The 22,923-nt window shown below is 68.7% G+C and carries 25 protein-coding genes; 10 read left to right on the top strand and 15 right to left on the bottom strand.

Translation table 11 applies throughout. The features are described 5' to 3' along the window. Window positions 1-21 precede the first annotated feature (21 nt). Window positions 22-408, bottom strand: a complete 387-nt coding sequence (locus tag ACSQ9A_RS23595) for a DUF5329 family protein (RefSeq protein WP_436305409.1) — start codon at window positions 406-408, stop codon at window positions 22-24. Window positions 409-525: 117 nt separating this feature from the next. Here ACSQ9A_RS23595 and hisN point away from each other — a divergent pair, with 117 nt between their 5' ends. Next, complete coding sequence (gene hisN / locus ACSQ9A_RS23590; RefSeq protein WP_436293587.1) at window positions 526-1,320, top strand: histidinol-phosphatase; 795 nt, start codon at window positions 526-528, stop codon at window positions 1,318-1,320. Between the two features lie 148 nt (window positions 1,321-1,468). After that, window positions 1,469-2,008, top strand: coding sequence for a helix-turn-helix transcriptional regulator (locus ACSQ9A_RS23585; RefSeq protein ID WP_436293586.1), 540 nt, complete (start codon window positions 1,469-1,471; stop codon window positions 2,006-2,008). Window positions 2,009-2,036: 28 nt separating this feature from the next. Here ACSQ9A_RS23585 and ACSQ9A_RS23580 read toward each other — a convergent pair whose 3' ends face one another. After that, window positions 2,037-2,261 carry a hypothetical protein gene (locus tag ACSQ9A_RS23580; RefSeq protein WP_436305408.1) on the bottom strand — a complete coding sequence of 75 codons (225 nt, stop codon included), beginning with the start codon at window positions 2,259-2,261 and terminating at the stop codon, window positions 2,037-2,039. 114 nt (window positions 2,262-2,375) lie between these two features. Here ACSQ9A_RS23580 and ACSQ9A_RS23575 point away from each other — a divergent pair, with 114 nt between their 5' ends. Both ACSQ9A_RS23575 and ACSQ9A_RS23570 read left to right on the top strand, forming a co-directional pair. Continuing rightward, window positions 2,376-2,570, top strand: coding sequence for a DUF2905 domain-containing protein (locus ACSQ9A_RS23575; RefSeq protein WP_093104104.1), 195 nt, complete (start codon window positions 2,376-2,378; stop codon window positions 2,568-2,570). Window positions 2,571-2,574: 4 nt separating this feature from the next. Next, window positions 2,575-3,501 (top strand): ROK family protein, encoded by a 927-nt coding sequence (locus ACSQ9A_RS23570; RefSeq protein ID WP_436305407.1) that lies wholly within the window; start codon window positions 2,575-2,577, stop codon window positions 3,499-3,501. Here the strand turns inward: ACSQ9A_RS23570 and ACSQ9A_RS23565 are convergent. Then, window positions 3,474-5,006: a PLP-dependent aminotransferase family protein gene (locus tag ACSQ9A_RS23565; RefSeq protein ID WP_436305406.1), complete on the bottom strand. Its 1,533-nt coding sequence runs from the start codon at window positions 5,004-5,006 to the stop codon at window positions 3,474-3,476. The two genes, ACSQ9A_RS23570 and ACSQ9A_RS23565, sit on opposite strands and share 28 nt — an antisense overlap. 182 nt (window positions 5,007-5,188) lie before the next feature. Here ACSQ9A_RS23565 and ACSQ9A_RS23560 point away from each other — a divergent pair, with 182 nt between their 5' ends. Continuing rightward, window positions 5,189-5,506, top strand: coding sequence for a hypothetical protein (locus tag ACSQ9A_RS23560; protein WP_436305405.1), 318 nt, complete (start codon window positions 5,189-5,191; stop codon window positions 5,504-5,506). On the opposite strand, the gene otsA is transcribed toward ACSQ9A_RS23560, so the two are convergent. The 7 genes from otsA to ACSQ9A_RS23525 all read right to left on the bottom strand — a co-directional run bounded on the left by otsA (window position 5,503) and on the right by ACSQ9A_RS23525 (window position 14,310). Beyond that, the gene (gene otsA / locus ACSQ9A_RS23555) at window positions 5,503-6,888 is read right to left on the bottom strand and encodes an alpha,alpha-trehalose-phosphate synthase (UDP-forming) (protein WP_093104110.1); all 1,386 of its coding nucleotides are present in this window, start codon (window positions 6,886-6,888) and stop codon (window positions 5,503-5,505) included. The genes ACSQ9A_RS23560 and otsA overlap by 4 nt on opposite strands. Window positions 6,889-6,913: 25 nt before the next feature. Further along, window positions 6,914-8,839 carry a glycoside hydrolase family 15 protein gene (locus ACSQ9A_RS23550; protein ID WP_436305404.1) on the bottom strand — a complete coding sequence of 642 codons (1,926 nt, stop codon included), beginning with the start codon at window positions 8,837-8,839 and terminating at the stop codon, window positions 6,914-6,916. Continuing rightward, complete coding sequence (gene otsB, locus ACSQ9A_RS23545) at window positions 8,836-9,597, bottom strand: trehalose-phosphatase (RefSeq protein ID WP_093104113.1); 762 nt, start codon at window positions 9,595-9,597, stop codon at window positions 8,836-8,838. Before otsB ends, ACSQ9A_RS23550 begins: the two co-directional genes overlap by 4 nt. 64 nt (window positions 9,598-9,661) lie before the next feature. Next, entirely contained in the window at window positions 9,662-10,918 is a 1,257-nt protein-coding gene (locus ACSQ9A_RS23540) for a multifunctional CCA addition/repair protein (protein WP_436305403.1), read from the bottom strand. Window positions 10,919-10,959: 41 nt separating this feature from the next. Beyond that, window positions 10,960-11,643 (bottom strand): glutathione S-transferase family protein, encoded by a 684-nt coding sequence (locus ACSQ9A_RS23535; protein ID WP_436305402.1) that lies wholly within the window; start codon window positions 11,641-11,643, stop codon window positions 10,960-10,962. 85 nt (window positions 11,644-11,728) lie between these two features. Next, entirely contained in the window at window positions 11,729-12,289 is a 561-nt protein-coding gene (locus tag ACSQ9A_RS23530; RefSeq protein WP_436305401.1) for an MgtC/SapB family protein, read from the bottom strand. Next, window positions 12,289-14,310, bottom strand: coding sequence for a transglycosylase SLT domain-containing protein (locus tag ACSQ9A_RS23525; RefSeq protein ID WP_436305400.1), 2,022 nt, complete (start codon window positions 14,308-14,310; stop codon window positions 12,289-12,291). The genes ACSQ9A_RS23530 and ACSQ9A_RS23525 overlap by 1 nt, the downstream gene beginning before the upstream one ends. A 9-nt stretch (window positions 14,311-14,319) precedes the next feature. Here ACSQ9A_RS23525 and ACSQ9A_RS23520 point away from each other — a divergent pair, with 9 nt between their 5' ends. After that, a complete protein-coding gene (locus ACSQ9A_RS23520) occupies window positions 14,320-14,937 on the top strand; it encodes a 5-formyltetrahydrofolate cyclo-ligase (protein WP_436305399.1) in 618 nt (205 codons plus the stop codon). Window position 14,938: 1 nt separating this feature from the next. Here ACSQ9A_RS23520 and ACSQ9A_RS23515 read toward each other — a convergent pair whose 3' ends face one another. Continuing rightward, complete coding sequence (locus tag ACSQ9A_RS23515; protein ID WP_436305398.1) at window positions 14,939-15,922, bottom strand: LysR substrate-binding domain-containing protein; 984 nt, start codon at window positions 15,920-15,922, stop codon at window positions 14,939-14,941. 138 nt (window positions 15,923-16,060) lie between these two features. Here ACSQ9A_RS23515 and ACSQ9A_RS23510 point away from each other — a divergent pair, with 138 nt between their 5' ends. After that, on the top strand, window positions 16,061-16,381 hold the full coding sequence (locus ACSQ9A_RS23510; protein WP_436305397.1) for a DUF2917 domain-containing protein: 321 nt from the start codon (window positions 16,061-16,063) through the stop codon (window positions 16,379-16,381). A gap of 18 nt (window positions 16,382-16,399) precedes the next feature. Here ACSQ9A_RS23510 and ACSQ9A_RS23505 read toward each other — a convergent pair whose 3' ends face one another. Then, on the bottom strand, window positions 16,400-16,804 hold the full coding sequence (locus ACSQ9A_RS23505) for a BLUF domain-containing protein (RefSeq protein ID WP_436305396.1): 405 nt from the start codon (window positions 16,802-16,804) through the stop codon (window positions 16,400-16,402). 91 nt (window positions 16,805-16,895) lie between these two features. On the opposite strand from ACSQ9A_RS23505, the gene ACSQ9A_RS23500 reads away from it, so the two are divergent. Together ACSQ9A_RS23500 and ACSQ9A_RS23495 are read left to right on the top strand one after the other, a co-directional pair. Then, complete coding sequence (locus ACSQ9A_RS23500; RefSeq protein WP_436305395.1) at window positions 16,896-17,666, top strand: Crp/Fnr family transcriptional regulator; 771 nt, start codon at window positions 16,896-16,898, stop codon at window positions 17,664-17,666. Between the two features lie 117 nt (window positions 17,667-17,783). Further along, window positions 17,784-19,082 (top strand): hypothetical protein, encoded by a 1,299-nt coding sequence (locus tag ACSQ9A_RS23495; RefSeq protein WP_436305394.1) that lies wholly within the window; start codon window positions 17,784-17,786, stop codon window positions 19,080-19,082. Here ACSQ9A_RS23495 and ACSQ9A_RS23490 read toward each other — a convergent pair. Further along, on the bottom strand, window positions 19,067-19,999 hold the full coding sequence (locus ACSQ9A_RS23490; protein ID WP_436305393.1) for a hypothetical protein: 933 nt from the start codon (window positions 19,997-19,999) through the stop codon (window positions 19,067-19,069). The genes ACSQ9A_RS23495 and ACSQ9A_RS23490 overlap by 16 nt on opposite strands. A gap of 64 nt (window positions 20,000-20,063) precedes the next feature. Beyond that, complete coding sequence (locus ACSQ9A_RS23485; RefSeq protein ID WP_436305392.1) at window positions 20,064-20,954, bottom strand: DUF6279 family lipoprotein; 891 nt, start codon at window positions 20,952-20,954, stop codon at window positions 20,064-20,066. On the opposite strand from ACSQ9A_RS23485, the gene glmU reads away from it, so the two are divergent. After that, window positions 20,953-22,389, top strand: a complete 1,437-nt coding sequence (gene glmU, locus ACSQ9A_RS23480; RefSeq protein ID WP_436305391.1) for a bifunctional UDP-N-acetylglucosamine diphosphorylase/glucosamine-1-phosphate N-acetyltransferase GlmU — start codon at window positions 20,953-20,955, stop codon at window positions 22,387-22,389. The genes ACSQ9A_RS23485 and glmU overlap by 2 nt on opposite strands. Here the strand turns inward: glmU and ACSQ9A_RS23475 are convergent. After that, window positions 22,343-22,858, bottom strand: a complete 516-nt coding sequence (locus ACSQ9A_RS23475; protein WP_436305390.1) for an Lrp/AsnC family transcriptional regulator — start codon at window positions 22,856-22,858, stop codon at window positions 22,343-22,345. The two genes, glmU and ACSQ9A_RS23475, sit on opposite strands and share 47 nt — an antisense overlap. Between the last annotated feature and the right edge of the window lie 65 nt (window positions 22,859-22,923).

The raw sequence follows: 22,923 nt of genomic DNA, 5'->3' as shown, positions 1-22,923 counted from the left end.
GCCTGGCCGCGACGAAGCGCTTCAGGCCTTGGCCTGACGTCTCACCAGGCGAAGCTCGTCCTTCAGGAAATCGCTCGAGTTGCGCGTGCGCTTGTCCGCCGTTCGGACCTTGTAGGGCACCTTCGTCACTTCGGAGCGCGTGCCGCACAGCCGGATGAAATCCTCGGCGGTCACGATCTTGTCCTTGAAGTGGTCGTACTTGGCGCGCAGGTGCTGCGCCGCTTCCGTGGCATCGTGCTCCTCGCCATTGCGCATGAACTTCATCGATTTTTGGCTGGCAACTCGCTGGATCAGGGTCTCGATCACCCTCTGCTCGGAGGCCGAGGGGGTGGCGTGGGTCGGGCTGGCCGCACACAGCCCAAAAGCCATCGCGGCCAGCAGGGCTTGCAGGAATCGAAGTGTGTTCATTGGCATCGGACTCCAAAGAGCGGGTCACGCAAGTCCAGCCGATGCTAGCGGCGCTGGGCGTGGGGCGTCAAAGCAGCCTGCTGTCAGGTTTAATCTATTTTTTTGCCTTCTCGCGCCATGAGCTCCCACCTCCCTTCGCAAGACGATCTGCGCATCGCCAACGCGCTGGCCGACGCCGCGGCCGCGCATTCGCTGCGCCTGTTCCGCACGCCGCTCGACATCATTGCCAAGGCCGACGAGAGTCCGGTCACCCAGGCCGACCGCGCGGCCGAGACCGCGATGCGCGAGATCCTCGGCCGGGAGCGCCCGGCCGACGGCATCTTCGGCGAGGAGCACGGCCTGGAGCGCGTGGATGCCGCGAGCGTCTGGGTGCTGGACCCGATCGACGGCACGCGCAGCTTCATCACCGGTTCGCCGCTCTGGGGCACGCTGATCGCGCTGGTGCGCGGCGGCCGCGTCGAGCTCGGCATGATCGACATGCCGGTGCTCGGCGAACGCTGGGTCGGCCTGCACAGCCTCGGTGCCGAGCGCAATGGGCAGGCGGTGCGCGCGAGCAGCTGCAGCGCTGTTGCCGAGGCGCGCATCGTCACCACCTCGCCCGACATCTTCAATGCCGCCGACTGGCAGGCCTTCGACACGCTGAGCCGCCGCTGCGCGATGCGCCGCTTCGGCGGCGACTGCTACGGCTACGCGCAGCTCGCGGGCGGCACCATCGACCTGGTGGTCGAGACCGGCCTGCAGCCCTACGACTACCTGGGCCCCGCCGGGCTGATCGAGGCGGCCGGCGGCGTGATCACCGACTGGCAGGGCCAGCCGCTGGGCCTGCAGTCCGACGGCCGCGTGATCGCCGCGGCCACGCCGGCGCTGCACCGGGAGGCGCTCGCGGTGCTGGGCGCGGCAGGCGGCCGCTGAAGCAAGCAGTCGACGCGGGACCTTTGTCCCGCCCGATCACCCGTCCGGCGCACCCGCAGCGCTCGAACCGGGACAGTCGCCTCACGACAACCCGCGCCGTGATCCGAACAATCGATGCTCCCCTCACTGTCTCGCGGGAGTTCTTTCGATGTCAGTTCACGCCATCCACGCGGCGATCCCGCCCTCGCGGCATCCGGCCTTGCTGGGCCTGATTGCGCTGATCGATGCGACGTCCGGCGAGGAGCGCGGTGCGGTCCTCGGACGCTGGCTCGAAACCCGCTTTGGCGAACGCCGCCCGCTGGGCTGGCAGGTCGAGCGCGCGGCCGCCGCGGCGATGTCGCTGCTCGACGCGGCCGACACGCCGATCGACGAGCTGGCGCGCCGGCACCGCGTGAGCCGGCGCCAGCTCGAGCGCGATTTCCGGCGTTGTCTCGGCGTGGCGCCGCGCACCTACGCGCGCCTGGTGCGCTTCCAGCGCGCGGCCTGCGCGATCGCCGACGGCATGCCGCTGGCGCAGGTGGCCGCGGAACACGGCTTTGCGGACCAGGCGCACATGACGCGCGTTTTCGGCGAAACCGCCGGCGTGACGCCGCGCCATCTGCGCGACGGCGACGGGGCTGCGGCCGCGCTGCGTTCGGCGTTCGCGCATCGCACGGTCATGCCGCCGGCCTTGCGGCTGGCGGCCTGAGAAGCCGGCTGCGGCCACCGCGCCTTCCTCACAGATCGTTGACAGGGCCACCCGCGCCTTCGGTCCGCGCGGCGGATGTGCGTTCGCGCGGCTCCTCCATGCCCTGCCAGACGATGACCTTGCCGTGGTCGCTCCAGGCCTCGGTGGCCTGGGCTGCCGAATGAATGGCGCCCCGCGCATCGCAACCGCCGATGCCGGCGGCCAGCACGCACAGCAGGCCGGCCAGCCCGGCGCGGGGGGTGGGGTCGAACATGATGTGCTCCTCGAATTGGAAAGAGCTTCGATGATTGCAGACGCGGCCCCGCGGTCTTGGAGTTTTGCGTCATGCGTTCGGGCGGCCTGTCGCTGGCAGAGCTAGACTCTTCCCATGATTCGCTGGCTGATCGTCGTCGTGCTTGCACTGGTCCTGATGAGCGGGCTCACCGAGTGGCTGCGGCGCTACGGCTTCGGGCGCCTGCCCGGCGACTTCGAGTTCCGCGCCTTCGGGCGCGAATGGCAGCTGCCGATCGGAAGCACGGTGGTGCTCAGCACGATCGCAGCCTTGATCGCAAAGTGGATTTGATTCGATGAGAGCTTGTGTCGATATCGGCGGCACCAAGGTGGCCGTGAGCTTGTCGGCCGACAGCACATCCCCGCTGATCGGCCGGCGCAGCGAACCGACCGCCAAGACCGGCGACAACGATGCGGTGGCGCTGCAGATCCTGCGGCTCATCGACGAGATCTGCGCCGAGCAGGGCATCGCCGCCGATTCGATCGACCGCGTGGGCGTGTCCTCGGCCGGTCCCTTCGTGCTGCGCGACGGCATGGTCGAACTCGCCACGCCCAATATCTGCGGCGGCATCGCGGGTCCGGCGCGCGGCCTGCCCAACCAATGGATGACGGCGATCGTCGAGGCGCCGCTCAAGCGGCGCTTCGACCACGTGCGGGTCGAGAACGACGCGGTGGCCGCGCTCGAGGCCGAGCGCCGCTGGGGCGCGCTGCAGGGCGCCGATCATTGCGCCTACGTCACCTGGAGCACCGGCGTCGGCGTCGGCCTGTGCGTCGACGGCCGCATCCTGCACGGCAAGAACGGCAATGCGGGCCATGCGGGCCACAGTTTCGTGGTCGACGACGACAGCAACGCGCTGTGCGGCTGCGGCAATGTCGGCGACGTCGAGGGCCTGGCCGCCGGCAACTCGATCGCGCGCCGCTTCGGGCATCCGGCCGCGGATCTCTTCGCCGCGGCGGCCGCGGGCGATCCGCAGGCGCTGGCCACCACCGATGCGCTGTGCCGCGTGATGGGCCGCATGCTCTACAACCTGGTCGCCACGCTCGATCTGCAGCGCATCAGCCTGGGCGGCAGCGTGTTCTGGAACAACCGCGATTTCCTGCTGCCGCGCCTGCAGGCGCAGGTCGACGGCAAGCTGGTCGCTTTGACGCGCGGTGCAGTGCTGGTGCCCGCAGGGCTGGGCGACAAGGTGGGTGATTACGCGGCGCTGGCGCTGCTCGACTGAAGCCGGCGCGCCTCAGGCGACCAGGCGGGTGCAGGCGATGGCCGAGTCGTCTGTGCCTTCCCTGCGCCCCGGCTCAACGTCTCGACGATCTGGCCCAGGCGGCGCAGGGCGGCATCGACCGTCTCGCCGTAGGGCCAACCGCAGTTGATGCGCATGTAGTGGTCGAAGCGCGAGGAGTTCGAGAACAGCGTGCCGGGCGCCACCACGATCCGCTCGGCCAGCGCCGCATCGAAGACCCGCGACGAGGAGAGGCGCTCGGGCAGCTCGACCCACAGCTGCAGCCCGCCGGGTGGCAGGTTGATGCGGGTCCCTGCAGGAAAGTAGCCCGCGATCGCATCGGCGGTCTGCTCGCGCTGCGTCTTCAGGCAGTTGCGCAGATGGCGCAGGTGGCGATCGTAGGCGCCGGTGGCCATGAACAGGCCGGCCGCGCCTTGCGAGAGTCCCTCGTTGTTGCGCGTCTGCGCGAACTTGAGCATCTCCACGCGCGCCTGCCAGCGCCCGGCCGCGATCCAGCCCAGCCGCAGGCCGGGCGCGAGGATCTTGTGCAGCGAGGCGCAATGGATCACGTTGCCGCTGGCATCCCAGGACTTGAGCGCGCGCGGCGGCATCTGCGCATCGATGAGCTCGCTGTAGGTGTCGTCCTCGATCAAGGGAATCGCGTGCTGCTCGCACAGCTGCGCGAGCCGCGCCTTGTGGGCATCGGGCATCACGCTGCCCAGCGGGTTCTGCAGGTGAGGCACCACCACCACGGCCTTGATGTTGTCGTAGGTGCGGATCGCGAGTTCCAGCGCCTCGATCGAGATGCCGGTCTGCGGGCTGGTCGGGATCTCCAGCGCGCGCATGCCCAGGCTCTCGAGCACCTGCAGCAGGCCGTAGAAGGTGGGCGACTCCACGGCCACCGTGTCGCCCGGCTGCGCCACGGCACGCAGCGCGAGGTTGAGCGCCTCGATGCAGCCGTTGGTCACCAGGATGTCCTCCGGCGAGATCGTCATGCCCACGCGCAGGCTGCGCTGGGCGAGCACCTCGCGGAACTGGCGATGGCCCTTCAGCGGCGCGGCGACCGCCAGCATGCCGGGGTGCTGGCGCAGCATGCGCGTCATGGCGCTGCGCAGCGCCTCGGCCGGATAGAGCTCCGGCGCGCCGCGCGCGATGGAGAGGTTGAGCTTCTCGGGGATCTGCCGGCGGCGCGCCACGAAGTCCGACACCTTGGCGTGGATGCCGACGTACTGCGCCGGGTCGGGCGCCCGGTCGGCCGCGGGCTCGTCCATGGCCGCGATCGACAGGCGCCGCGGGCGCCGCACGAAGTAGCCCGAGCGCTCGCGCGCCTCGACCCAGCCTTCGCTCTCCATCGCGCGGCACAGCTGCAGCGCGGTCGAGAGGCTGATGTCGTGCTGGCGCATCAGGCGCCGCAGCGAGGGCAGCTTGTCGCCGGGCTTGAGCGAGCCGGCGCGGATCGCGTCGAGGTAGTGCGTGGCCAGCTGCCGGTAGAGCGGGGGTGAGTCCATGGCTTCGATGCTCCGGCAATGAGGGCAGGGAAAACAGATGCAGATGTGGGGGAAAACGACCATAACAGATGGGTTCGGAGCGCCACTGTTGCGCTTCCGATTGCCCTTGGCTGTGCCTGTTTTTGCGGCAGCCCGCTGCCTACGATTCAGCCATCCCCACTCTGCATCGAAAGAGGCCAGCCATGACCAGCGATCTTTCCGAAACCACGCGGCTCGAGCCCGGCCAATCGCTGCGCTTGGCGGTCGATGCGGGCGCCTCGCTGCTGGTCATGGAAGGCCGCGTGCGCATCGTGTCGCCGCCGTCCTGGTTCGGCGACACCGTGTTCAGCGTGGAGAACAGCTTCGACGAAGGCGAGGCCTACCTTGCCGGGCGCGGCGGCTGGATCGAGGTCACGGCGCTGACGCCGGTGCGCCTCAGGGGCGTGCCGCAAGTGGCGCCCGCGGTGCCGGCCGTGAGTTCGCGCGTCGCGCGGCTGGTGCAGTTGCTCTTCGCGAGCTAGCGCACGCTCTCGGCCGCGCGCAGCGCCTCGAGAAAGCTGCGCCGCCACCAGTGCACGTCCTGCTCGCGGATGCGCGCCAGCAGCTTCTGGTGGCGTTCGCGGCGCTCTTCCAGCGGCATCTGCAGCGCCTGTTGCACGGTCTCGGCGGTGCCGTGCGTGTCGTAGGGGTTCACCAGCAGCGCTTCCTTCAACTGTTCGGCCGCACCGGCGAAGCGCGAGAGCACCAGCACGCCCGGATCGGCCGGGTCCTGCGCGGCGATGTATTCCTTGGCCACCAGGTTCATGCCGTCGCGCAGCGGCGTCACCAGTCCGACCGCGGCCGCACGGCACAGCCCCGGCACGCGCTTGCGCGCCACCATGCGGTGGATGTAGCGCACCGGCATCCAGTCGAGCTCGCCGTAGTCGCCGTTGATGGCGCCGCACAGCGATTCGAGCTCGCGCCGGATGTCGGCGTAGGCGTCGACCGTCTCGCGCGTGGGCGAGGCGATCTGGATCAGGGTCGCGCTGCGGCGGTTCTCGGGGTAGTTGGCCAGCAGTTCGCGGAAGGAGCGCACGCGGTTCGGGATGCCCTTGGAATAGTCGAGCCGGTCGATGCCCAGCAGCAGGCGCCGGCTCGAGTACTCGCGCTTCATGGTCTCGTACATGTCGCGCGATTCCTTGGCATGCGTGAGCGCGGCGAACTCGTCGACGTCGATGCCGATCGGGAAGGCGCCGCAGCGCACGGTCTGGCCGTACGCACGGTAGATGCTGTTGCCCATGAAGGCGCCGTTGGCCTCGTTGCGCACGTACTGCTCGAAATGCTGCACGTCCTGCTGGGCCTGGAAGCCGATCAGGTCGTAAGCGAAGAGCGAGCGCATGAGCCATTCGTGCTGCGGGACCGCCGCCATGATGATGTGCGGCGGCAGCGGGATGTGCAGGAAGAAGCCGATGCGCTGCCTGCACCCCATCGCGCGCAGCTCGGCCGCGAGCGGGATCAGGTGATAGTCGTGCACCCAGATGATGTCGTCGTCCTGCAGCAGCGGCAGCAGCTTGCGCGCGAACAGCTGGTTCACACGCCGGTAGCCGCCGATGAAGCTGGCCTCGAAGTTGGCCAGGTCCAGCCGGTCGTGGAACACCGGCCACAGCACGTCGTTGCTGTAGCCGAGGTAGTAGCTGTCGTGGTCTTCGCGGCCGAGGTCGAGGGTGGCGAGCGTGACCTTGCCGGCCTGCTGCCGGTGCATATCGCCTTCGCCGGTCGGGCCGTTCTCGACAATGGTGCCGCTCCAGCCGAACCACAGGCCGCCGGTCAGCTGCAGGCTTTCGCCGAGCGCCACGGCCAGCCCGCCGGCCGCGGGCTTGCGCGGATCGGCAACGCGATTGGAAATGACGACGAGACGGCTCATGGGCTCCTTGTGATCGCGGCCGGTTTCAAATGCACGAATCCCAGGGAGCCGACAGCCGCACCGCCGCATTGATGATGCCGACCATCGAATAGGTCTGCGGGAAGTTGCCCCACATCTCGCCCGTGACCGGGTGCGTGTCTTCCGACAGCAGGCCCAGTGGATTGCGTGCCGCCAGCATGGTCTCGAAGATCTGCCGCGCCTCGGCCTTGCGGCCGATCTTGGCCAGGGCGTCGATGCGCCAGAAAGTGCAGATGTTGAAGGCCGTCTCGGGCTTGCCGAAATCGTCGGCCGCCTCGTAGCGGCGCATGTAGGGACCGTCGCAGAGCGACTTCTCCATGGCCTCGACGGTCGAGATGAAGCGCGGGTCGCGCGCATCGATCAGGCCGACCTCGGCCATCAGCAGGATGCTCGCATCGAGCTCGTGGCCGCCGAAGCTCTCGGCGAAGGCCTGGCGCTCCTCGCACCAGGACTTGGTGAGGATCTCCTCGTGCATGCGCGAGGAGTGGCCGTGCCAGTAGGCCGCGCGCTCCGGCAGGCCGAGCGCGCGCGCCACCTTCGCGAGCCGGTCGCAGGCGGCCCAGCTCATCAGCGCCGAGCTGGTGTGCACGCGCGCGCGCGTGCGCAGCTCCCACATGCCGGCATCGGGCGTACCGTAGACGCGGATGGCCTGCTCGCCCACGGCTTCGAGGTGGGGGAACTCGGCCACGCCGGCGCGGCTGAGCAGCCGGTGGTCGTGGAAGGCCTGCGAGGCGCCGAGCACGATGTTGCCGTAGACGTCGTGCTGGAAGTGCTCCTGCGCCTGGTTGCCCACGCGCACCGGCCCCATGCCGCGGTAGCCGGCCAGCCCTTCGACGAAGGACTCGGGCAGTTCGCGCTCCAGGCCGATGCCGTAGAGCGGCTGGATGTGCTGGCCGTGCGAGCCGATCACGACGTTGCTGAGCCAGCGCAGGTAGTCCTCCATGGTGCCGACCTCGGACAGGCTGTTGAGCGCGCGCACCACGAAGAAGGCGTCGCGCAGCCAGCAGAAGCGGTAGTCCCAATTGCGCTGGCTGCCCGGCGCCTCGGGAATGCTGGTGGTCATGGCGGCGACGATGGCGCCGGTGTCCTCGTAGAGCGAGAGCTTGAGCGTGATCGCGGCGCGGATCACCGCGTCCTGCCACTCGAAGGGGATCGCGAGCCGCTTGCTCCAGGTGCGCCAGTAGGCGATGGTTTCCTGCTCGAAATGGCGCGCCGTGTCGGCGATGCCGTCGGTCAGCGTCTCGTCGGCGCCGAACACGAAGTTGTGCTCGCGCGACAGCACGAAGGGCTGGCGCGAGAGCACGTGCGAGACCGGGGCGTCGGTGTTGAGACGCAACGCGAAGTCGGGCCCCACATAGCGGATGTGGTTGCTGCCGCGCGTCATGGTCGGCGCCGTCGCGCCCCACTGGAAGCGAGGGGCCAGCGAGACGCGGATGCGCGGTGTGCCCTGGATCGGCCTGACGCGGCGAACGATTGTGAGCGGCCTGAAATAACGCGAGCGGCTGTGAAAGCGCGGCGCCAGGTCGGTGATCTCGAGGCCCTGGCCCGCACTGTCGAAGAGCTGGGTGCGCAGCACGGCGGTGTTCGGCTCGTACCACTGCTTGGCCGATGCGAAGTCCTCGATTTCGATGGCCCATGCGCTCGCATCCTCGGCCGGATGCAGCAGCGCGTTGAACACCGGCTCGCCGTCGAAACGCGGCAGGCAGCACCAGACGATGCGCCCGCGCTCGTCGACCAGCGCGCTGAAGGCGCAGTTGCCGATCACGCCCAGCTTCAGCGAGGGGTTGGCCGGCGCAACGAAGCCGCGGCGGGCAGCGGGTGCGTCCAGCACCTCGGGATGCGGCGCTGCCTTGTCGCTCGCGCCGGCGGCGCCGGCAATCGACTCGCCGGCGCGGTCTTCGGGCGCGGCGACCTCTTTCAGATTCGTCGTCATGCAGGTTTTCCTTCCGTGTCGGATTCCGGTCCCGCGAGCAGATCGCGTGCCTGGACCAGCCATTCGAACACGGCGCGCGGGGAATCCAGCCGGTGCAGCGCCAGGCTGGGGCCCGATCCGACCTTGATCGCCACGCCGCCGCGCGGCTGCACGATGGCGAAGCCGCTTTCGTCGGTGGTGTCGTCGCCGGCGAAGACCGGCATGCGGCCGGCGAAGGGCGCTTCGCGCAGGAAGGCGTCGATCGCGACGCCCTTGTTGATGCCCGCGGGCTTGACCTCGAACACGAACTTGCCGTGCAGCAGCTCCAGCTGCGGCTGGCCGTCGATCGCGCGCAGCAGCGCGTCGCGGCAGACGGCTTCGAGCTGGGGCGCGAGCCGGTAGTGCAGGGCGATCGCGGCATGCTTGCGTTCCACCAGCAGGCCTTCGTAGACGCGCGCGAGCTCGTTGACGACGTCCAGCACCATCCTGAGGTCGGGTGCGCGCTGCTCCTGCATCCGGCCCTCGGCATCGCGGCGCTGCACGCCGTGCTCGCCGGCGGCCGGCAGGCGCAGCGGTGCAAGGAAGCGGTCGAGCACGTCGATCTGCCGGCCAGACACGACCGCCAGCGCGCCGCCCAGCAGGTCGTGCAGGTCGTCGAGCAGAGCGACCAGGGAGGTCGGCACCTCGATCGCTTCGGGCGTCTCGGCAATGGCCACGAGCGTGCCGTCGAAATCGAGGAACAGGGCAGCGTCTGGCGTGAGGCGGGGGGGCGTCTGCATTTAGGGGAAAACCATAGCAGACTCGGGCAGTGGGGGGCGTCGGCCAAGACCGCAAATCGGTCTTCTAGGCGCGCGGCGGAAGCGCAGCTGCAACGGCGGCAACCCGCTCACGGGCGATTGCCTCGCCGATTTTCGGGCCCGCTGCACCCGCCAGCTGTGCGTCGCGTGCAATGGGCTCCGTTTCGACCGATTGCGCCGCGCCGAGTGCCGCCAGCAGGCGCTCGCGCTGCGGGTAGGCGCTGTCCTCGAGCCCGAGCCGCCCGCGCGCGTCGCATTCGCAGGCCAGCAGCGCCTGTTCGAAGCGCTCCGGCTTGCGAAATGCATCGCAGCGTTCGAGCAGCCGCACCAGCGCCGTCGCATTGAGTTCGCCGCTGCGATGGATGTTGCCGTGCTCGCGCGCCACCACCTCGGCCAGTTCGCGCAGCTCGACCGGCACGCGCCAGCGCTCGCACACAGCCTGCAGCAGCGCCGCGCCGCGCTGCTCGTGGCCGATGTGGCGCGGCAGTACCTCGGGCGGCGTGCTGCCCTTGCCGAGGTCGTGCACCAGGCAGGCGAAGCGCACCGCCAGCGGCGCCTCGAGCCGCGCCGCCATGTCGAGCACCATCATGAGGTGCAGGCCGGTGTCGACCTCGGGGTGATGGGCTTCGGGCTGCGGCACGCCCCACAGCCGGTCGAGCTCGGGCAGCAGCACGGCCAATGCCCCGCAATCGCGCAACAGCTCGAACATGCGCGAGGGCCTGGCTTCCATCAGCCCGCGCGCGAGCTCCTGCCAGACGCGCTCGGGCACCAGCGCATCGACTTCGCCGGCCGCGACCATCTCGCGCATCAGCGCCATGGTCTCGGGGGCGACCTCGAAGTCGGTGAAGCGGGCCGCGAAGCGTGCGACGCGCAGGATGCGCACCGGGTCCTCGCGGAAGGCATCGGTCACGTGGCGCAGCAGCTTCTGCGCAAGGTCGTGCCGGCCGTGGAAGGGGTCGATCAGGTGCGCTGTGTCGATGGCGCTGGCGGCCTTGTTTGCCGGCAGCGCGATCGCGTTGACCGTCAGGTCGCGCCGGGCCAGGTCCTGCTCGAGCGTGACGTCGGGCGCGGCATGGATGGTGAAGCCGCGATAGCCGGGCGCGCTCTTGCGTTCGGTGCGCGCCAGCGCGTATTCCTCGCGCGTCTTGGGGTGCAGGAACACCGGGAAGTCGCGGCCCACCGGCAGAAAGCCCTTGGCCACCATCTCTTCGGGCGTGGCGCCGACCACGACCCAGTCGCGATCGCTGCCGGGCCGACCCAGCAGCGCATCGCGGATCGCGCCGCCGACGAGATAGGTTTGCATGGGACGCAGTTTAGGTGCTGGCCCCTCATGCCGGATCTCGCTCAGCGCTCGATTCGGTAGGGTTCGTCGATGACGACGAAGCGCTTCTCGACCAGCGCCTCATCGATCCAGGCCTTCACGCCGGGAAGCTGCTGTACGCGCTCGATATAGGCTGTGATCGCGGCAGGCACCGGCAGGCCGAAGGTCCTGATGCGCACGCCGACCGGCGCGAAGTACGCATCCGCGATGCCGAACTCGCCGAACAGCATCGGCCCGCCATGGGTTTCCAGGAGGCCGCTCCACATCTGCACGATGCGCGCGAGGTCGACACCCACCTCCGGCTTGTCGCGCAGGATGATCCGGCCCTGCTCACGCAGGTCCGCCTCGATGTTCATTCCGCAGTGGGTGCGCAGTGCGCCGAAACCTGCGTGCATCTCGGCGCAGATGCTGCGCGCATGCGCGCGCTGGGCCATGTCGCGCGGCCAGAGGGCCTTGTCGGGATGGCTCTCGGCGAGGTATTCGCAGATCGCCAGCGTGTCGTAGACGATGGTGGCGCCGTCCACGAGCACTGGCACGCGGCCGGTCGGGTTGATCGCGTGGATGGTCTTCTTGAAGTGCGAGTCGGCATCGAAGTCGTCGAAGGGCACCATGACTTCCTCGAACGCGATGCCGGCCTGCTTCATGAGCACCCAGGGCCGCATCGACCAGGACGAGTAGTTCTTGTTGCCGATGTAGAGCTTGGGCATCGCGGTCCTCCAGGTTGCTGCAAAGCCCTCGATGCTAGCGGCTGGGCAGCGCGCGATTGATGCCGAAGGCGTGCGCCATTGATGCTCAGCGCCTGGTTTCGTCGTCGGGCGAGGCGATCACGCGGGGTTTCCCGTTCGCACCGCCGCCGGGAGGCGGGCCGATCATCCGCTCGATCAGCTCCACCAGTCGCGGCACCAGCGCAAGCACGGCCAGCGCCAGCAGGGCGCTGAGTATCGCGGTCACCTCGCGTCCGAGTCCGCTGGCCATGCCGATGGCGGCCGTCATCCAGAGGCCGGCCGCGGTGGTGAGGCCCTCCACGTGCCGTTCGTCCCGGCCCTGCTTGAGAATGGTCCCGGCGCAGAGAAAACCCACGCCCGCCACCAGACCCTGGATCACGCGGCTCATGTCGGCCGGCACGATGCCGGTCTGCTGAGGCACGAGCACGAAGAGCGCGGAGCCGATCGCCACCAGCATGTGGGTGCGCACCCCGGCGGCCTTGCCGTGCTGTTCGCGCTCGAAACCGAGCGCGAAGCCCAGCACCGCCGCGAGAAAGAGGCGCACCAGGATGCGCGTGAACTGGGCGACGTCGCCGACGTCCGAGAACTCGGCCGCGATGGTGCTCGCGGCTTCGTCCCACCAGGCCATCAGGGCAGGTCCTTGTTGGGCTCGGGCTCGGCGGCGTCGCGCGGGCCCACGTTGCCGAGGCGGTCCTTGATCGATTGCGGCCGGCCGGTGATCAGGGCCGCGTAGTTGGTGGCGTTGGCGAGCACCTTCTTGACGTAGTCGCGGGTCTCGTTGAAGGGCACGTTCTCGGCCCAGATGGCCGCTTCCATCACCGGCCCGTTGCGCCAGTTGCGCGGCCGGCCCGGGCCGGCGTTGTAGGCCGCGGCGGCCAGCGCCATCGAGCCGTCGAAGTCGTCGAGCGCGAGCTTGAGGTAGTTGGTGCCGATGGTGATGTTGGTGTCGCGGTCGTTGATCTGGCCGGGCGTGAAGCCCGCGAGGCCGATCTTGTTGGCAGTCCAGCGCGCAGTGGCGGGCATCACCTGCATCAGGCCCGAGGCGCCGACGCCCGAGCGCGCGTCCATGATGAAGCGGCTTTCCTGCCGGATCAGGCCGTAGACGTAGGCCGGGTCGAGGCCGATCTCCTCGCTCTTGCGCACCACGGTGTCGCGAAAGGGCATCGGGTAGCGCTGCTCGACATCGATCATGCCCTTGGTGCGCTCGCTGGTGTTGATGCAGCGGTCCCACACTTCGCGCCGGCAGGCGAGGTCGGCCGCGGCCAGCAGTTCGCGGTCGCCCATGCCGCCCTTGTCGTGCAGGTTGGTGGCGTAGTTCCACTCGCGCGTGCCCTCGGGGCGCAGGCCGATCGCGATCGCGTTGAGAGCGCGGTTGAGCGCCGGGTTGTTGCGTGCCGCGTCCTTTTCTTCGGCCGTGAGCGGCGCCGGGCGGGTCGGCACGGTGGCGCGCTCGCCCAGCTCTTCGAGCGCCAGCAGTTCGTAGAAGCCGCGCGTGCCGGCAATGCTTTCGAACAGCGCGCGCGCCTGGGCGCGGCGCTCGTCACCGCCCTGGGCGTGGAGGGCGCGCGCCTTCCAGTAGATCCAGGTCGGATCCTGCTGCGTCGATTCGCTCATGGCATCGATCGCGGCCTGCACGTTCTTCCAGTGGCCGCTGCGCAGCGCGGCGCGCGTCTTCCAGGCCAGCATGTCGTCGGAGAGGTCGCCGTTCTTCGTGACGTTCGCGAAGGCGCCGCCCGCCGCCGGCGAGAGCTTGACGGCGTACTGGCGGCCGATCGCGCCCCAGAGCCAGTTGCGCTCCTCCGACGTCAGCATCGGGCCCCACTTGCTCTCGAGCTGGGAGGCCGCCATGTCCGGGTCGGCGATGGTCATCTTGATCAGCGCGAGCACCACCAGCTCCTTGCGCGCCTTGGTGGCGACGAAGGCGCGGCCGGTCAGGAACTTGGCCATGCTGGCATTCAGCTCGTCGAACTGCGCGACGGCATCGGGCGCGGCAAGGAGGATCGCGGCGCGGGCCGCCTGCGGCCGGTTGGCCTCGATGGAAAGGCGCGCCTTTTTCCATGCGTCGTTGGGCGACATCTGGCCGGCCGCGATCATGCGGTCGGCCGCGGTCAGGCAGCCGTCGTCGAGCTCGCGCTGGCCCAGCCAGTTGCGGCGGACTTCGTCGGCCTGCGCCTTGGTGGCGTTGCCGCCGCGCAGCGTTTCGACAAGGATGGCGTAGCAGCGCACCTGGGCATCGTCGTTCATGCGGTAGGCCGGGTGCAGCGTGGCGAAGCCGTCCCAGTCGCGGCGCTGGCCGAGCAGCATCAGCCAGTCGTTGCGCAGGCGGTCTTCCTGGTAGGTGCCGGCGTAGCGCGAGAAGAAGTCCTGCACCTCGGAGGCGCTCGCTTCCTGAAGGCGCGCCTTGAGCTCCCAGTAGGCGGCCCAGGGTTCCAGCGCGTGGCCTCTTGCCTGCGGCAGCAGGGCCGCGAGACGCGCCTTGTCGCCGCGCTGGAAGGCCTGCTTCATTTGCACCAGCACGTCGTCGTCGCGGTTTTGCGCGCAGGCCGGCTGCAGCAGTGCCGCGGTGGCGAGGACGAGCGAAAGAACGAGGGTGGAGAAGGGCGCGCGGGGCCGGCGGGGCGCGGGTGCCAAAATGCTTGCAAACTGCATCGGGCGATTATGGACAAGTCAAAGGGTGCCGACACCTCGGCAACTGCCAACTTTCTCAAGCAACAGCTGCGAAAAGCGCTGATGGAGCAGCGCCTCGCCATGCCCGACCGCCTCGCGCGCGCCGACCTGCTGCAGCGCGTGATGCGGATCTGGCTGGTCGGCCGGCCCGACACCGTGATCGGCGCCTACTGGCCGATCAAGGGCGAGTTCGATCCCTTGCCCGCGCTGCACCGCTGGAAGGAAGACGGGGAATTGCTGGACGAGCCGCACCGCCGGCGCATCGGCCTGCCGGTGGTCGACCGCGTCCACAAGATCCTGACCTTTCGCGCGTGGTATCCGGGCTGCCCGATGGAGAACGACGCCTTCAACATTCCGAAGCCGAAGGACACCGAGCTGATCGTGCCCACGCTGCTGTTCGTGCCCTGTCTGGGCTACAGCGCCGGCGGCTACCGCCTGGGCTACGGCGGCGGCTTCTACGACCGCACGCTGGCGGCGCTGGAGCCGCGGCCTTTCACCGTGGGGCTCGGCTTCACGAACGGCTACATCGAGGAGTTCGAGCCTGAGGCGCACGATCTGCCGCTCGACGCCATCCTCAACGACAACGGCGTAGTCTGGCCGGCGGGCTGATTCAGTCCAGCTGATCGACGGTGTCGGGGTCCGGCACTTCGCCGATGGTCTCGCGCGTGACCGCGGCCTGCGACTGCAGCCAGTCGCAGAAGTCCCTGATCTCGGGCCGCTGCGCGTTGCGCGGACCGACGATCAGCCAGTAGGCCATCGGTGAATCCATGCGGTGCTGCGGCAGCACCTCGACCAGGTCGCCGTTGGCCAGGCTCTCGGCGATCAGTGAGCTGCGTGCCAGCACCAGGCCCTGGCCGGTGAGCGCGGCCTGCACCATCTGGTAGGCGTAGTTGAAATAGAGCCAGCGCTTGGGCTGCGCCCGATGCAGGTCGTTGACTTCGAACCAGCGGCGCCAGGTGAGCCATTCGAGGTGCGTGCGGTGCGCATCGCCGGCCTCGATCAGCGCGAAACGCGCGATGTCGGCCGGCGCCTTGATCGCGGGGTTGCTCTTGATCAGCCAGGGGCTCGCCACCGGCGTCAGCGTTTCGCCGAAGAGCCGCACCGCGCCGGCCGGCATGCTCTCGCCGGGGCCGTAGCGCAGCGCGATGTCGATGTCCGCGAGGTCCATGTCCAGCGCCGTGTCGGTGGCGTCGATGCGGATGTCGATCTCGGGGTTGTCGCGCTGGAAGGCCTCGAGCCGCGGGATCAGCCACATCGAGGCGAAGGAGGCAAAGGTCGTGAGCGACACGCTCTTGCGGCCCGCGCTCTGCCGGATCTGGCGCACCGCGCCGTCGATGCGCGGCAGCGACTGCTGCACCGCCAGCAGCAACTGGGCGCCGGCGCTCGTGAGCTCGACCGCGCGCGTATGGCGCAGGAACAGGCTCACGCCCACCTCTTCTTCCAGCGACTGGATCTGCCGGCTCACGGCCGACTGGGTCAGCGCCATTTCTTCCGCCGCGGCGCGGAAGTTCAGGTGCCGCGCCACGGCCTCGAAGGCGCGCAGGTGACCGGCCGAGATCGGGCGGGAGCGCAGATGGGTCTGGGAATGCTGCATGGGGTGGGGCTGGATTGATGCGAAATCGGAATCAGTAGGCTACCGCGTTTTCATTGGACCGCCAACGGGGAAGCGCCGATCATTCATTCCCGAAGCGCGCAATTGCGTTTCGGAGAAAACCCTCTACAGGAGTCTCACATGTCCGCCGCTTGCACCACCACCTCTACGTTCCCGTCCCCGGCCCTGGCACGTCCGGCTGCCGTACCGCCGGCCGTGCGCCGGGGTGCATGGCAGCTGTCCGCGGGCGCGGCGACCAGTCTCAGAGCCTCCAGCGCGAGCATCCTGCGCATCCGGCAAGGCCGAGTGTGGGTCACGCGCGATGCCACCGATGTCTGGGGCAGCGAAGACCTGGTGCTCGCACCGGGCGAAACGCTGGCCGTCGCCGCCGGCGAGCGCATCGTGATGGAGCCCTGGGACAGTCACGGCGCCACTTACAGCTGGGATGTCGCGACGGCCTAGCCCGTCGGGGTTTGCCGGCTATCCAGCAATGTCGAGGCGGGGGCGCAGCGCCAGAAAGCGCTCCAGCGCCTCGGCCCCGTCGAGTTGCTGAAGGATGGCGAGGTCTTCGCCTTCCTCATCGTCCTCGGTCTGGGCCAGGCCCATCTCGAAGCGCTGGTAGCGGCGTTTCGAGAGTCCGCCTTCATAGACCACGCGCATCTCGATGTGCCGCGGGTCGGCCTCCAGGCGGTTCAGCAGGCCCAGCACCTGCTTTCGCGGGCCTTCGAAATGCTGGCAGAAGCGCATGCCGTCGAACACCAGCAGTCCCGTGATTCCCTCCGTTGCGTTGCGGGCTCGCGCCCGAGTCACGATTTGGCCCACGACTTCGGTGGGTTGGCCGGGTGCCAGCAGGCTGCAATAGAGGATCTCGTGGAGTTCGGTCATTCGGTCGCGGGTTGGAAGCGAGCGCAGTGTAGGTGCGCCGAACAGCGCGCGAAATGTGAAAAGACATAGGCGCAAGGCCTATAGTGGGTCGGTGAAATTCGAGGACTATCCGGCCCCTGTCCATCCGCCGCGCTGCGCCCATCCGTGCGAGGAGTGCGGTCTGCGCCGGAACCCCGCTTTCCTGCCCGTATCACCCGAGGAACTGCATGCCATCCAGTCCTTCCGCACGGGCACGCGCGTCGTCGATGCCGGCCGGCCCGTGGTCGAGGAAGACCGACCCAGCGCGCAGCTGTTCACGCTCTATTCCGGTTGGGCCTTTCGCTTCAAGACGCTCAGCGACGGCCGGCGGCAGATCCTGAGCTTCCTGCTGCCGGGCGACTTCATCGGGCTGCAGGACGAGTTTGCCGAGAGTCACACGCACGGCGTCGAGGCGGTGACCGCGGTCACGCTGTGCGTCTTTGCGCGCGACCAGCTCTGGGACCTGTTTCACAGCCAGCCCAAGCTGGGCTACGACATCACGTGGCTGGCGGCGCGCGAGGAAAAGATGGTGGACGACAACCTCGTGACCGCCGGCCGGCGCAACGCGGCCGAGCGGGTCGCGATGCTGCTGATGCATCTCTACCGCCGCGCCGAACGCGTCGACATGGCCCGCGAGGGCTGGGTCGTGTTTCCGTTCAACCAGCAGCACATCGCCGATGCATTGGGCCTGTCGCTGGTGCACACCAACAAGACTTTGCGGCGGCTGCAGCAACTCGGGCTCTACAAGCTCGACAGCGGATGGCTGCGCATCCTCGAGCCGCAAGTGCTCGAGACGCTGGGCGACTATTTCGAGCGGCCGCTGCGGCCCACGCCGCTGATCTAGGGCCTGTTAACAGGCCTTGGTCACGGCCATCGCGTATCGTAGAGGCCCCGCCCGGAAATCCCGGGCACGAGCCCCGACCCGGCAGCCGCCGGCCAACCCCCTGACTGCGCTGCCTCTGTGAAACTCCTGTCCCGTCTGCGCCAGGTCGCCATGGTTGGCGGCGTCGAAACTTTCGGGGTGGCCATCGGCGGCATTGCCGGCCTGCTCATCGTCAACGTGATGCCGAAGGACCAGTACGCGGCCTACACCTTCCTGGTCGCGTGCATGACGCTGATCCTGGGCATCACCGACCTCGGGCTCGCCCATTGCACCCTGCCCATCGTCGGCCAGCGCGCGGGCGAAGTGCCGTGGGTCGTGGGCGTCTGCCACCAGGTGTTCCGCAAGCGCTGGCTGTTGCTGGCGCTGGGCCTGGCCGTGATCGGGCCCTACTGGTTCTACACCTCGCAGCAGCATGCGTGGGCCGGGTGGGCCTATCTCACAGCGTCGCTGCTCATGGTCGCCGTCGTCCTGCTGGCGCTCAGGGAGCACTACGCCAACACGGTGCTGCTGATCCTTGGCCAGATCCCGATCCTGAACCGGATCGCCTTCTCGTCCCATTGCGTGCGCATCGCTTTCGTCGGCGTGGTGCTCCTGCTGCCCGCGACGTCCTGGTCGGTGACCGGCATCGTGGCGGCGACCGCCGCGGCGAGCTTCGTCAGCGTGATGCTGTACCGCAAGGCCTTCAGGACACAGCAGTTGCCGGATGCCCATCTCGATGCGGCCGACACGAAGAAGGTGGACGCCCAGGTGCTGCGGATCGCGAAGCCGCTGGTGCTGCCGGCCATCTTCTACCAGGTGCAGGGCGTGATCACCGTGTTCCTGGTGTCCTTGTTCGGCACCGCCAGCATGATGGCCGAGGTCGGCGCCTTCGGCCGCTTGGCCATGGTGCTGATCGTGGTCGACCGGGTGACCAACACCCTGCTGTTCCCGGCCATCGCGCGGGCGCCGGTGGGCGCGCGCCTCGGCGCGATCGTGGCACAGGCCCATGTGGCCTATTTCGCCATGGGCGCCCTGGTCCTGCTGACTTCCTTCTTCTTCCCGCAGTACTGGATCCTGCTCCTGGGCAAGCAGTACGCCAGCATGACGCCGCTGGTGTGGATGGTGTTCCTGGCCTCGATCCTGATGAACGCCTCGGGTTTTGCCTTCCGCACCCTGTCGGTCCGCGGCGCGACCGCGGGCCAGACCTACAGCATCGCGGTGACGCTGATCACCCAGATCCTCTATCTGCGGCTGGTGGGCGTGAGCGATCTGCGCTCGGTGCTCGGCTTCGGCATTGCCACCAGCCTGGCCAATTTCGGCTACCAGTACTTCCTCCTGGCCGTTCGCTGGCTGGAGTGGCGCAAGGACGCCGTCGACGAGGCTCAGGCGCGCTTGTAGACCCGGCCGATGGCGGCGGCGATCTTCAGCGAGAGCTGGCGCTTGGCGAGCTCGCCGTCCGAATACGCCTTGATCGGCGCGTTGGCGAAGCGGTAGTACCACTTGCTCGCGGCCGAGGGCGGCATGCCGCGCAGGGCCTGGCGGATGTGGCCGCCGTGCCAGGGCTTGACCGAGCCGACCGCGTGCGAAAGGTAGTAGCCGCCGGGCGCGAAATCCATGGCTTCCGGCCCGGCCGTGTTCAGCGGCGCCTCGCAGACGGTGAGGGCGAAGTTCAGCGCGTCCTGGTCGGTCGAATGGAACAGGGCGGCGGAACCGCCGGCCTTGAGCTCCTTGGCATGCTCGTTGTAGGCCACCACCAGGTCGCACAGGCGGCGCCACAGGTCCAGGAACTCGAGATGCGCGCGCGAGACCGCGATGAAGCCCGCGTTGTAGTAGCGGTCGAGCCCGCGCCGCGGCGTGGCGCCGTGCGGTTCGAAGAAGCGCGCCCACAGCAGCCGCTTGGGATGCCGCGCAGGGAAGCACCAGTTGACGTCTTCGGCCAGCGAGATCCCGTCTTCGGTGAACCAGCCGGTCAGCGCGGGCCAGTCGCACTTCACGACGATGTCCGGATCGATGTAGGCCACGACATCCGATTGCGGCGCATGCTTCTCCAGCATCTCGCGGATGAAGGTCGGCTTGTAGTAGGTGAAGTGCAGCGGGGTGTCGAGCTCCAGCATGCACAGCACCAGCCCGGGCGCCGCCTGCAGGCGGCCGGTGGCGCGGTCGAAGGCCGGCGAATCGACGATCCAGCCTGGCAGGGCACCGCGGTAGCCGACCCACAGCTCGCCGGTGTAGCCCGCGGCGATCAGCGAATTCGCCAGCGCCGCGACGCCGAAGTGGTAGTTCCGTTCGAAAAGCGTGCAGAGCGTGATGTTCATGGAGGGTCGCAGTTGATCGCGCTCGAGTGTAAACAAATGTTCTATAGGTCGATGCGGCAAGACATCACGGCGCGGCCATCAGCTCGACCAGGTCGCGTTCGTAGGCCTTGAGCCGCCGTGCCGCCTGCTCGCGCTGGGACGCGCTGGTGCGCTCGTGCAGCGCCGCCATGTTGCGGCAGCCCTCCTGCAGCAGCGCCCGTTGCCGGTCGCGAGCCGGCCCGGGCGGTGGGTCGGCGATGCGCTGCACGTAGGCATGGATGGCTGCGCGCGCTTCGGCCGGCGGCGTCTTCTCGGCCTGGAAGCGGCGCAACAGGGCAAGCGTCTCCTGCTGGCGCTTCCTGCGCTGGCTGTCGATGAAGCGCGGATCGAACGCCGACTGCGCCACCTGCTGCCTCAGCAGCTCGCGCTGGGACGGATCGAGCCGGCCATAGAAGTCCTCGTTGCGATCCAGAAGCAGCTCGTAGCGCTTCTCCTGCCAGCGGGCGGGGCTGCGTTCGAGCCAGTCCTTGCCGTAGTCGGCATTGATCTTGGCGTACTTGCGCTCGAGCTGCTGCAACTGCGCGTCGCCCAGGCGCAGGGCGAGATCGGCGCCGGCGGGCTCGGCATGCTCCGCCACTGCCACCATGCGCGCTCGGACCTCATCGCCCATCTCGCAGGCCTGCGCCGGCGTGAAATCGCCGGGCGCGAGGGCCTGGGCCTTCTGCAGCAGCGCGACGATCTTCGGCAACTCGTTTTGGCGATGCCAGGCCAGGAGCTGCACGAGCTCGTCGCGCACGCGCGGCGACTGCGCGCCGTCGAAGTCGAGGTAGCCGTCGAGCCACCAGTAGCTGAATGCGGGCAGGTTGTTGTAGGCCAGCTTGATCGCGCTGCAGGCGGCCAGCGCGGAGGCGACGAGCAGCACGCCGATAATTCGCGCCAGCTTTGCGCAACGCATCCGCATTCGGGAAAGAGGCATGAACAAGACTCCGCAGGACAACCAGGAACCGGTCGACGTCGTCATCATGGCGGCCGGAAAGGGCACGCGCATGAAGAGCAGCTTGCCCAAAGTGTTGCATCGATTGGGCGGGCGCGCACTCGTCTCGCACGTGGTCGACACCGCCCAGCGCATCGGCGCGCGCCACGTGGTGGTCGTGACGGGGCATGGCGCGACCGATGTCGAAGCCGCGCTAGAAAGCGGCGCGAGCGGCAGGGTGCCCCTGTTCGCGCGCCAGGTGCCGCAGCTCGGCACCGGCCACGCGATGCAGCAGGCCGCACCGCTCCTGCCCGACGACGGCACGGTGGTGGTGCTGTCGGGCGACGTGCCGCTGATCGGCGAGGCCACCCTGCGCGCGCTGGTGGCGCAAAGCGGCGGGCGCCGGCTCGCGCTGCTCACGATCCGGGTCGACGATCCGACCGGCTACGGCCGCATCGTGCGGGCCCCTGCGGCCCAGGACGGCGACGGCGAAGTCCTGGCGATCGTCGAAGAGAAGGACGCGAACGAGGCGCAGCGCGCGATCCGCGAGATCTACAGCGGCGTGATGGCGGTGCCGGCCCAGCTGCTGAAGACCTGGCTCGCACGCCTGGACAACAAGAACGCGCAGGGGGAGTACTACCTGACCGACGTGGTCGGCTTCGCCACCATCGATGGCGTGCCCGTGGTCGCGCACCGTACCGACGACGCGTTGCAGGTGGCCGGTGTCAACAGCCCGGCGCAGCTTGCCGCGCTCGAGCGGGCCTATCAGCTTCGCCAGGCCGATGCGCTGATGGCGCAGGGCGTGCGGCTCGCGGACCCGGCGCGCTTCGACCTGCGCGGCACCCTGGCTTGCGAATCGGATGTGGAGATCGACGTCAACTGCGTCTTCGAAGGCGCGGTGTCGCTGGGGGCGGGCGTGCGCGTGGGTGCCAATTGCGTGATCGCCAACGCGCGCATCGAGACCGGCGCGGTGATCCATCCCTTCACCCACATCGACGGCGAGAAGGCCGGCGTGACGGTCGGCGAGGGTTCGCGCATCGGCCCCTTCGCGCGGCTGCGGCCCGGGGCCCGCCTGGGCGCCGAAGTGCACATTGGCAACTTCGTCGAAGTGAAGAACTCGACCCTGGCTGCCGGTGCCAAGGCCAACCACCTGGCCTACCTGGGCGACGCCACGGTCGGCGCGCGCGTCAACTACGGTGCCGGCAGCATCACGGCCAACTACGACGGCGCCAACAAGCACCGCACGGTGATCGGCGACGACGTGCACGTGGGGAGCAACTGCGTGCTGGTGGCGCCGGTCACGATCGGCGCCGGCGGCACGGTGGGCGGCGGCTCGACCGTGACCAAGAGCACCGAGCCGGGCGCCTTGACGGTGGCGCGCGCGCGGCAGGTCAGCTTCGCGAACTGGCAGCGCCCGACGAAGCCGCCGAAGGACTGATCGGCAGAGGCACGCGCGAAGTGAATTTCGCCCGCTTCAAGCTGAAGAAGGCCTTCACGTTGCGCACATTGGCATCGATGGTGAAGAGGCGCTGCGCGAGCGCTTGGTAGCCGGGCATGTCGCGCACGGTGGCAATCAACACGAAATCCGGCCCCGGCGAAACCCGGTAGCACTGCTGCACGGCATCGTCCGGCGTCACGCGTGCTTCGAACGCGTCGAGGGCAGCGGCGTCCTGGCGATCCAGCGAGACCTCGATCACGGCGGTGAGCAGTGCGCCGACGCGCTCTGTGCTGAGGATCGCGACCTCGCGCTCGATCCAGCCAGCCTCGCGCAGCCGCCGCACGCGCCGGAGGCAGGTGGGGGCGGAGATGTTGAAGCGCTCGGCCAGCGACTGGTTGCTTTGGGAGGCATCCTGCTGCAGGGCATCCAGAAGCTGCAGGTCGATTTGATCTATGTCGATTGATTTCACATTGACGATAATAATGAAATAATAGTTTGTCCGTGAATGGTGGTGAAATATTCAGTCAAATTCAA

This window comes from Variovorax sp. LjRoot290, from assembly GCF_964253985.1.
Classification (GTDB): Bacteria; Pseudomonadota; Gammaproteobacteria; order Burkholderiales; family Burkholderiaceae_C; genus Variovorax.
Note: the sequence above shows the minus strand (reverse complement) of the source record. Positions and strands in the feature narration are given on the sequence as shown.

What these genes read in the sequence shown, in the direction of transcription:
- ACSQ9A_RS23525 (WP_436305400.1), bottom strand. Translation starts at nt 14,310, where the DNA reads ATGCAGTTTGCAAGCATTTTGGCACCCGCGCCCCGCCGGCCCCGCGCG.
- glmU (WP_436305391.1), top strand. Translation starts at nt 20,953, where the DNA reads ATGAACAAGACTCCGCAGGACAACCAGGAACCGGTCGACGTCGTCATC.
- ACSQ9A_RS23535 (WP_436305402.1), bottom strand. Translation starts at nt 11,643, where the DNA reads ATGCCCAAGCTCTACATCGGCAACAAGAACTACTCGTCCTGGTCGATG.
- ACSQ9A_RS23595 (WP_436305409.1), bottom strand. Translation starts at nt 408, where the DNA reads ATGAACACACTTCGATTCCTGCAAGCCCTGCTGGCCGCGATGGCTTTT.
- ACSQ9A_RS23490 (WP_436305393.1), bottom strand. Translation starts at nt 19,999, where the DNA reads ATGAACATCACGCTCTGCACGCTTTTCGAACGGAACTACCACTTCGGC.
- ACSQ9A_RS23510 (WP_436305397.1), top strand. Translation starts at nt 16,061, where the DNA reads ATGTCCGCCGCTTGCACCACCACCTCTACGTTCCCGTCCCCGGCCCTG.
- ACSQ9A_RS23580 (WP_436305408.1), bottom strand. Translation starts at nt 2,261, where the DNA reads ATGTTCGACCCCACCCCCCGCGCCGGGCTGGCCGGCCTGCTGTGCGTG.
- ACSQ9A_RS23570 (WP_436305407.1), top strand. Translation starts at nt 2,575, where the DNA reads ATGAGAGCTTGTGTCGATATCGGCGGCACCAAGGTGGCCGTGAGCTTG.
- ACSQ9A_RS23565 (WP_436305406.1), bottom strand. Translation starts at nt 5,006, where the DNA reads ATGGACTCACCCCCGCTCTACCGGCAGCTGGCCACGCACTACCTCGAC.
- otsA (WP_093104110.1), bottom strand. Translation starts at nt 6,888, where the DNA reads ATGAGCCGTCTCGTCGTCATTTCCAATCGCGTTGCCGATCCGCGCAAG.
- ACSQ9A_RS23585 (WP_436293586.1), top strand. Translation starts at nt 1,469, where the DNA reads ATGTCAGTTCACGCCATCCACGCGGCGATCCCGCCCTCGCGGCATCCG.
- ACSQ9A_RS23550 (WP_436305404.1), bottom strand. Translation starts at nt 8,839, where the DNA reads ATGACGACGAATCTGAAAGAGGTCGCCGCGCCCGAAGACCGCGCCGGC.
- hisN (WP_436293587.1), top strand. Translation starts at nt 526, where the DNA reads ATGAGCTCCCACCTCCCTTCGCAAGACGATCTGCGCATCGCCAACGCG.
- ACSQ9A_RS23560 (WP_436305405.1), top strand. Translation starts at nt 5,189, where the DNA reads ATGACCAGCGATCTTTCCGAAACCACGCGGCTCGAGCCCGGCCAATCG.
- ACSQ9A_RS23530 (WP_436305401.1), bottom strand. Translation starts at nt 12,289, where the DNA reads ATGGCCTGGTGGGACGAAGCCGCGAGCACCATCGCGGCCGAGTTCTCG.
- ACSQ9A_RS23540 (WP_436305403.1), bottom strand. Translation starts at nt 10,918, where the DNA reads ATGCAAACCTATCTCGTCGGCGGCGCGATCCGCGATGCGCTGCTGGGT.
- ACSQ9A_RS23515 (WP_436305398.1), bottom strand. Translation starts at nt 15,922, where the DNA reads ATGCAGCATTCCCAGACCCATCTGCGCTCCCGCCCGATCTCGGCCGGT.
- ACSQ9A_RS23520 (WP_436305399.1), top strand. Translation starts at nt 14,320, where the DNA reads ATGGACAAGTCAAAGGGTGCCGACACCTCGGCAACTGCCAACTTTCTC.
- otsB (WP_093104113.1), bottom strand. Translation starts at nt 9,597, where the DNA reads ATGCAGACGCCCCCCCGCCTCACGCCAGACGCTGCCCTGTTCCTCGAT.
- ACSQ9A_RS23575 (WP_093104104.1), top strand. Translation starts at nt 2,376, where the DNA reads ATGATTCGCTGGCTGATCGTCGTCGTGCTTGCACTGGTCCTGATGAGC.
- ACSQ9A_RS23505 (WP_436305396.1), bottom strand. Translation starts at nt 16,804, where the DNA reads ATGACCGAACTCCACGAGATCCTCTATTGCAGCCTGCTGGCACCCGGC.
- ACSQ9A_RS23485 (WP_436305392.1), bottom strand. Translation starts at nt 20,954, where the DNA reads ATGCCTCTTTCCCGAATGCGGATGCGTTGCGCAAAGCTGGCGCGAATT.